This window comes from Thermodesulfobacteriota bacterium (assembly GCA_039028315.1).
Classification (GTDB): domain Bacteria; phylum Desulfobacterota_D; class UBA1144; order Nemesobacterales; family UBA2774; genus CR02bin9.
Genome location: JBCCIH010000134.1, coordinates 1 through 6,933, shown reverse-complemented (window position 1 = coordinate 6,933; position 6,933 = coordinate 1). Strand labels below are relative to the sequence as shown.

Below are 6,933 nucleotides of genomic sequence, written 5' to 3'. Positions count from 1 at the left end.
TGCTCAAGCCCTACAATTTGGCCGTCATCGGCCACTCCAATAATAAGTGTGCCGCCCTGAGAGTTCATAAAACCGGCAAGTGTTTTAAGCACCACATCCTCAAGTGCTTTATTGGGCTTGGATTCTTTAAGATCCCACTTGAAAGTAGATTTAAACTCTGCCGTAGCGCTTTCTCCGTGAGATATAAGGGCTAAAAGGTCTTTTTGAAGCTCATCGCTTAGCTGTTTGATCTGAGCTGTGCTTTTGTAGAGAGAATTAAAAAACAAAGCTGCGACCAGGCCTAAAAATGCACCCACAGCTCCGTAGAAAGGAACTTTTATAGGATAGTGTCCGGTAAGACCAAGCCAAAGATGATCCCATGTGTAACTCCATCCTGTGCCGGGAGTAGGTACATGTTCATGAAAGTAAACAAATTCATTTAGCGGATATAAAAATAAAACTCCCATTAAAGCGCCCGCAAGAACAGGAATCAAAAAAAGTAGGAAAGTTCGGTTTGTCAAGATGCCGCTCATAGTGTTCAGCGAATTATTATATAGCACATTCTAAAAAACAATAGTCAATCTATAGTAAATAGTCTTTTTCTTCGGAACTAAGTATGACAAACAGTATCTAATATGTGGTAATATAAATTTTATTGAATGGGAGCAGAAAAATGGAAATGAACGCCCTTGAATTATTAATTCCTCTCACATATATACCAGGAGTGGCACTGCTTATAATGTCTACTTCTCAAAGATATACGGTAATTAACAATACTATTCATGACTTTTCTGAAGAAGAGTGCATGTTAAAAACTGATAGGGTTAAGCAGGAGCTTAGAAGAGCACATCTTTTTAGAAATAGTCTATTAGGGCTATATCTTAGTGTCGCGTTTTTTTCTCTTGGATCTCTTGTAGCGTTTTTGGTAAATAATATGGGTGTTGCTACATCCAAAAAGGTGCTCGAGATAACCACCATCTTAGGCGTAGCATGCATTGTAGTTTCAGTCTCAAAACTAGCTGCGGAATCTATTTTATCCCTGGATATCCTAAAGCGTCATGCAAAGCAGCATCAAGATGACTCTGAACAAGATAAATGAATGATCTTGATACTCTCTTTGAAAAATTAGCCAAATCAAAGTTTCGATTAAGCTTTGAGTTAAAAGGAAAAGAACTTAACTATCTTCATTCTAAAGGGCTTGAAGTGATATTAGACCATGGACGAGATTTTGTTGATCAAAGACTAGCACCTGCTAACCCGGTTAATGACGGCAAGCAGACTCCGATGAAAAACCACCCAATATTTATTGCCCAGCATGCGACTGCCACGTGCTGTAGAGGATGTCTTAGCAAATGGCACGAAATACCTTCTATTGACCATGAATTAACTGATATAGAGAGAGATTATGTTTCCAATGTTCTAAGAAAATGGCTGGTAAATTATATTCGTTCTTGAATATAATAATGCTAGGTGTTTGCCCTTTTGGTCTGATAATAGTCCTACCTTCTTAATCGTATAATAGGACTATGCTTGGACTTTACAAAAGTATCTAAGTTCGTATGTTTACTATTTATTATCAATAATACACCATTCCTCAGGTGTTTACGAACGTATGTATCTTAATTTAATAGTGAAAATGGTGAGGAGTATGAGTTGAACAACTGGGAAGAGCATGGAATAAATGATGTGAGCAATTTCGTTGGATTTTTGTATGAGCCTAATTCTAAAACACTTATAGCTCATTTTAATAAAAATATAGGGCAAGGCTACGGAATTAAGAGCTTGTGGGCGAGACATCTTTCAGATGATACATATGGCAGAATAACTCCAGCCAGAGGATACTTTAGCTATGAAGATGCAGTAATATCTCAGAACTCAGAAGTATATGTAAATGTGCTTGAGATTAAAATCAAAAATGGCGCGTATGACGGATATGAGTGGAACTCAATTATGAAAATTAATCTTAAGACCAAAGAGATGGTAGAGCTAGTAAATAAAAATGATATCAGTATCAGTCCGCCTTTTAGTAAAATTTGGATAAGCACTATTCATAGTATTTCTTTAGATTCAAAAGAAATTTATTGTTCAATAGCACATCAGGGAAAATCCAATATCGAGGATTCGATAAAGACTGAGTACTATCTATCCAAGTTTCTTGTTGATGATGGCCGTTATGAACGTATCACTAAACTTGGGGCAAATATTCTCTAGCCAGAATTACACAATTCCTAGATCTTTAAGTTTGACTTTAAACCGTTTCAAAAAATATTGATATAAAACTGCCAATCTTCGGTTAAAATATTGTTCTACTAAGTCAGGAGGTTCTTTCTATATGAGAGCAATAGTTATTGCATTTAGTTTACTTTTTATTTTGTCCGGATACTCACAGGCGCAGAACCAAGAGAAAAAAGCAAGCGGTTCGCAGCAAATTAAAACACCTAAAGCCGTAAAGCTTCAAGGAGGAATATATAGCAGAATGTATATCAATATGCTGCGCAAAGTTCAGAATCTGGATCTCGATGATAATGCAATTGATAACATAAATAAAACAAGTAAACAGAATTCTATTATAATTATGAACCAAGAGGTTAAGACCAGAGAATATCAAAAACAGTTTATGAAAGAGCTTGATAGTGATGAATTTAATCCAACAGAACTAAAACGATTATCTTTGCTAGTTCAATCCTCGAACTTAAAAGCATCAAACTACTTTGTTGATTCAGTTGATAACTTAAGGATGATTTTGGGACAGGAAAAATTTGCAAAGCTTCTGCCAATTACAAAAGTAGACAGAAACGTACTGGTTCAATTCAGAAAAGGCCGCACTCATGACCCTTTAATTTATAAAAAGAATGGTCCACAAAGACCTCAAGCTCCAGCAGATAATAAGTAAAGAATAGATGCGTATAGTCTCAATTCTAGCTATTTTTGTTTTAATCCTATCGCTTAGTTATTCATGTGCGGATAAACAGGTTGCTGAGCCCGTAGTTCAAGATGTGCCACAAACACAAGATCAAGAGCCTACCTCAGATGTAACTGAGCAAATTACCAAGCCCGAAACTTCAGAAGGGACAACTCAGAGCCCTAAGGAGATCATTACACTTGAACCAGAGCCAAAAGAAGAGAAAACTGCTAATACTCCTCCTCGATCACAAATGGTAAAAAATTATGAACCGAGCAAAAAAGATGATAACTGGTTTTTAGTTGGTGGAGTCACAGGTGAGAGAGCATACTCCGTTTTTGTTGACCCTGATACTATTGAGGATAACAACGGCCTTATAAGCTCTTGGAGCAGGCTTGAGTTTGAAAACTCGCAGCGTGATCAGGATGGACTTTCATTTAAAGAAGTACGTATTGAATCTGAAGTAGACTGTAATGCCAGAACTTACTCATATACCGACTCAAAGTTCTATGACTCTCTTGGAAGGCTTGTCGAGCAGCAGCCGGCACCATATGAACCTCAGCCCATAGTAGACGGCACAGTGAGCTCACAAATTGCTGATTTTGTATGCGGATATGAACTAAACCGTCCGCAAGACGCAAGGGCAAATTGAATCATACTAAATTTTAAAATTCAACAAAACATGTATAGTACTGGGTCTCACTAGACTATTGGAGGATTTACTAAATTATGGCTGATACTAAACCAATACTTGTAACTGGAGACAGACCCACGGGAAGACTCCACTTGGGACATCTTGTGGGATCATTATATAACCGCATAGCATTCCAAAACGACTACGACTGCTATTTCTTGGTTGCTGATCTCCATATGCTTACTACTCACTATGATAAAGTTGCCGAAGTTGAGCAAAACACTCTTGAAATGGTTATGGATTGGCTTAGTGTCGGTATGGATCCGAATAAGTCCACTTTTTATGTCCAGTCTCAGATCCCTTATATTACAGAGCTATATGCGATGCTGGCAATGATATGCGGCGTGCCAAGAGCTGAGAGAATACCTACGCTTAAAGAAAAGATACAAGACATGGGCGTAGGGGATAATTACTCAGTCGGGCTGCTCGGATATCCAGTATTAATGGCGGCTGACATATTAATGTTTAAAGCAACTAAAGTTCCGGTGGGCGAGGATCAGCTAAGCCACATAGAGCTCACTCGCGAGCTTGCGAGAAGGTTTAATTTCTTATACGGCGAGTTTTTTGAGGAGCCGGATCCTGTAATCAGCCAGACCTCAAGGCTCGTTGGGACCGATGGCGACAGGAAGATGAGTAAGAGTCTAGATAACTGTATATATCTCTCTGATGATGAAAAACAGGTTGGTAAAAGGGTTATGAGTATGTTTACAGATCCTAACAGAGTTAGAGCAGATATACCTGGAAAAGTCGAAGGTAACCCTGTCTTTATTTATCATGATGCGTTTAACAAGAATATCCCTGAAATAGATGATCTTAAGGAGCGCTACTCAACTGGCAATGTGGGTGATGTTGAGGTAAAGAAAAAACTTGCTGCAGCCATTAATGAGCTCTTAGAGCCGATAAGAGAAAAACGCGCTGAATATGAAAAACGCCCGGATGATGTTAGAGACATACTCAGAGAAGGCACTAACCGCGCTAGAGAAGCTGCGCACGAGAATATGGACCAGATCATAAGCGCCATGGGTCTATATAAACCCTAAAGATCAGGAACATTGATTTTTTCTTCTTTTATAGTCAGTGTGTATTCTTCAGGAGCTGTATTTTCAAGTGTTAATATTCCTGGCTCAGTTGACCATTTTACCGATCCTTCAAAACCTGAATCATGTCTATCAGGCTGACCGTACTGCTTGCAAACTGTGCTAAATAGAAGATCAATATCTTTTTTGTTTACTCGAGATAGCTTTATCTGTGCTTGGTTAACTAGAGAGTCCCTATCATTTGTAAAACTAAAAGTAGTATAGATCTCTTGACCCTCTAGATTTTCCTTATGACTAAGAGTAGTTTTTTTGTTAAGCCTGATCTCTTTGCCTGTGTTAAACCCTTCAAAACTGGTTTTAATATCATCCTGGGTCATCTCCCAGCTCAGGTTTCTAAGCACGTCAAATAGATGAACTATCGCACGTGTAGGCTCAGGGCCTTGTTTTTTGTCCAGCCAAAACAGTATTGCAAAAGCAACAATGATTCCAATGGATAGTAAAAGAGTGGTCACAAAAATATTATCTCTTGGCTACTGGGCTTTCGTCAAGAGTTTCTCTAATTCTGTCTAGTAGAAGTGATTCTATAAAACCATTTGATTCGATCTCGTAGCCGATCTTGCCTGAGAAGGTATAAGGTCTGATGGTGTAATCAATCTCTACTTTTGTTTGATCAGCAGTAACTTTGATTATTTTCATAGTTAGATTCTCTTGAGTAAACACAGTGTTTGAATGACCGGGATTATACCTGCCTATCTTTTGCAAATAGTCATTTATGCTTGAGGTTTGGATGGCCTCTTTACTTGGCCAGGTATATGTTCTAAGAAGTTTGCCCGCTTTTCTGTATGCATAGGCTTCTTTAAGTCTTATGATACCTTGTTTTTCATCAAGAAATGCTATATTCCATTTAATCCAATTCACGCTTTGTATTGCAGCTAACCATACGTCTAAATATTGGGCATTAAATACATTACTAGCCGATTTTGTTGATTTAGCCGGTTTTTGGGGCTGTTGTTTTTCTACTTTTGGGGCTTGGGTGGGAGATGGCTTCACTGTTTTCGGCTTGCCCGGATAGTATATGCCTCCTCCTCCGCAGCTTACGGCAAAAAATATTAGTGATAGAAATATTAGAGCCTTTATTCTGGACTGTTTCATATAATACACCTTTAACTCTTTAAACTTAACACATAATATTCTTATTTCTTATAAAAATTTAAGTTGAGGAAAAATTATATAATTGGGAAATACTGATGATCTAAAAAACTAATATTGCGTGACGGGGAAGCTCATCTCTCAGCACCTGAGTATCTTAAAATTTAGAAGACCCGAAAACTTATTAGTTCTTAAGAATCTTTAGTTATGCTCTTTGAAGAATTTACACGGTTTATTAAACTTTTTCTATAATCACCATATTTCTTATCAACTGTTTTTCCATGCCATTTTTTAAATTTCTTTTCATCACTCACTTTTGATAGTGATTCTCTTTTGGTCCAATTTCCGGATATTTGTGAACTACTGAAAATCTCAACTATCTGTGATCTTGCTTTAACCGGGTCATCCTCATTTTGTAACATTACAAGCCTCGCGATTAAATCGTATAGTCTCCAGTTTTCATTGTTGCCAGGCTCACTCACAGCTATTTTTAGTATCTCTATGCTATTTCCTAAACTACCGTTATCAAAGCTAAGAGTTTCTTTGTCCTCTACAACTATCTCTGAAAGTGCAAGATGTTCGTAAATAACTCCGCTCTTACTCTTATCGAATCTAAGATTAGGGTCAGCTGATACTTTTTCATGTGAACCTTTTACATCAAGCTCTTTTGAATTGTCAGGATTGACACTATAGGCTGTAATCTTAAACACTTGAGGGTGGGGCCAATGTACAACCCCTGAGTTTGTGTTAACAATCATCTTTTTGCTTGACCAAACCTGAGGTACAGGCGATGGGCTTACTTTCTTAGCATCCTGGGCGATGGAAAATGATCCGCTAAAACTATAGGCTTTAATTAGACCAAGAGCCCCAATACTTTTTACAGCTATTGTCAGGAATTTTCTTCTATCGACACCCATCTTATTAGTTCCCCATAGTGAGCTATCTAAAAATATCTTAATATATAGCTATTTATAAAGTCAAATCTTATTTAATTCTGTGCTCAATCATTTACCAGCACAAAGTAACCCCATGTGCTAGAATATTATTTATGCAGATATTTAACAGTTTTGATGATGTGGGAATAGCTTATTGGGACCAGGGCGACGGCGATCCTATTATGCTGCTACACGGGTTTACTGCCGACAGTCATATAAACTGGGAGAAATCCGGTA

At 37.8% G+C, this 6,933-nt stretch carries 10 protein-coding genes; 6 read left to right on the top strand and 4 right to left on the bottom strand.

All coding sequences use genetic code 11. From position 1 onward, the window contains the following. A partial coding sequence (locus AAF462_08705; GenBank protein ID MEM7009198.1) for an ATP-binding protein occupies nucleotides 1–512 on the bottom strand: 512 nt, incomplete at its 3' end. A gap of 140 nt (nucleotides 513–652) precedes the next feature. Between AAF462_08705 and AAF462_08700 the strand changes: the two genes are divergently transcribed. The 6 genes from AAF462_08700 to trpS all read left to right on the top strand — a co-directional run bounded on the left by AAF462_08700 (nucleotide 653) and on the right by trpS (nucleotide 4,615). Beyond that, nucleotides 653–1,078, top strand: coding sequence for a DUF2721 domain-containing protein (locus tag AAF462_08700; protein MEM7009197.1), 426 nt, complete (start codon nucleotides 653–655; stop codon nucleotides 1,076–1,078). Continuing rightward, on the top strand, nucleotides 1,075–1,434 hold the full coding sequence (locus AAF462_08695; GenBank protein ID MEM7009196.1) for a DUF4186 domain-containing protein: 360 nt from the start codon (nucleotides 1,075–1,077) through the stop codon (nucleotides 1,432–1,434). The genes AAF462_08700 and AAF462_08695 overlap by 4 nt, the downstream gene beginning before the upstream one ends. Before the next feature lie 198 nt (nucleotides 1,435–1,632). Continuing rightward, nucleotides 1,633–2,190 carry a hypothetical protein gene (locus tag AAF462_08690; GenBank protein ID MEM7009195.1) on the top strand — a complete coding sequence of 186 codons (558 nt, stop codon included), beginning with the start codon at nucleotides 1,633–1,635 and terminating at the stop codon, nucleotides 2,188–2,190. Nucleotides 2,191–2,311: 121 nt separating this feature from the next. Next, the gene (locus AAF462_08685) at nucleotides 2,312–2,872 is read left to right on the top strand and encodes a hypothetical protein (protein ID MEM7009194.1); all 561 of its coding nucleotides are present in this window, start codon (nucleotides 2,312–2,314) and stop codon (nucleotides 2,870–2,872) included. Between the two features lie 7 nt (nucleotides 2,873–2,879). After that, complete coding sequence (locus AAF462_08680) at nucleotides 2,880–3,533, top strand: surface-adhesin E family protein (protein MEM7009193.1); 654 nt, start codon at nucleotides 2,880–2,882, stop codon at nucleotides 3,531–3,533. A 77-nt stretch (nucleotides 3,534–3,610) separates the two neighbouring features. Beyond that, nucleotides 3,611–4,615: a tryptophan--tRNA ligase gene (trpS, locus tag AAF462_08675; protein ID MEM7009192.1), complete on the top strand. Its 1,005-nt coding sequence runs from the start codon at nucleotides 3,611–3,613 to the stop codon at nucleotides 4,613–4,615. Here trpS and AAF462_08670 read toward each other — a convergent pair. The 3 genes from AAF462_08670 to AAF462_08660 all read right to left on the bottom strand — a co-directional run bounded on the left by AAF462_08670 (nucleotide 4,612) and on the right by AAF462_08660 (nucleotide 6,678). Next, nucleotides 4,612–5,124: a hypothetical protein gene (locus AAF462_08670; protein MEM7009191.1), complete on the bottom strand. Its 513-nt coding sequence runs from the start codon at nucleotides 5,122–5,124 to the stop codon at nucleotides 4,612–4,614. The genes trpS and AAF462_08670 overlap by 4 nt on opposite strands. 7 nt (nucleotides 5,125–5,131) lie before the next feature. Further along, complete coding sequence (locus AAF462_08665; protein MEM7009190.1) at nucleotides 5,132–5,764, bottom strand: hypothetical protein; 633 nt, start codon at nucleotides 5,762–5,764, stop codon at nucleotides 5,132–5,134. A 188-nt stretch (nucleotides 5,765–5,952) separates the two neighbouring features. Then, nucleotides 5,953–6,678: a hypothetical protein gene (locus tag AAF462_08660; GenBank protein ID MEM7009189.1), complete on the bottom strand. Its 726-nt coding sequence runs from the start codon at nucleotides 6,676–6,678 to the stop codon at nucleotides 5,953–5,955. Nucleotides 6,679–6,933: the final 255 nt, after the last annotated feature.

Coding starts and splice junctions, on each gene's coding strand:
- AAF462_08695 (MEM7009196.1), top strand. CDS start 1,075: ATGAATGATCTTGATACTCTCTTTGAAAAATTAGCCAAATCAAAGTTT.
- AAF462_08680 (MEM7009193.1), top strand. CDS start 2,880: ATGCGTATAGTCTCAATTCTAGCTATTTTTGTTTTAATCCTATCGCTT.
- AAF462_08665 (MEM7009190.1), bottom strand. CDS start 5,764: ATGAAACAGTCCAGAATAAAGGCTCTAATATTTCTATCACTAATATTT.
- AAF462_08700 (MEM7009197.1), top strand. CDS start 653: ATGGAAATGAACGCCCTTGAATTATTAATTCCTCTCACATATATACCA.
- AAF462_08685 (MEM7009194.1), top strand. CDS start 2,312: ATGAGAGCAATAGTTATTGCATTTAGTTTACTTTTTATTTTGTCCGGA.
- AAF462_08660 (MEM7009189.1), bottom strand. CDS start 6,678: ATGGGTGTCGATAGAAGAAAATTCCTGACAATAGCTGTAAAAAGTATT.
- trpS (MEM7009192.1), top strand. CDS start 3,611: ATGGCTGATACTAAACCAATACTTGTAACTGGAGACAGACCCACGGGA.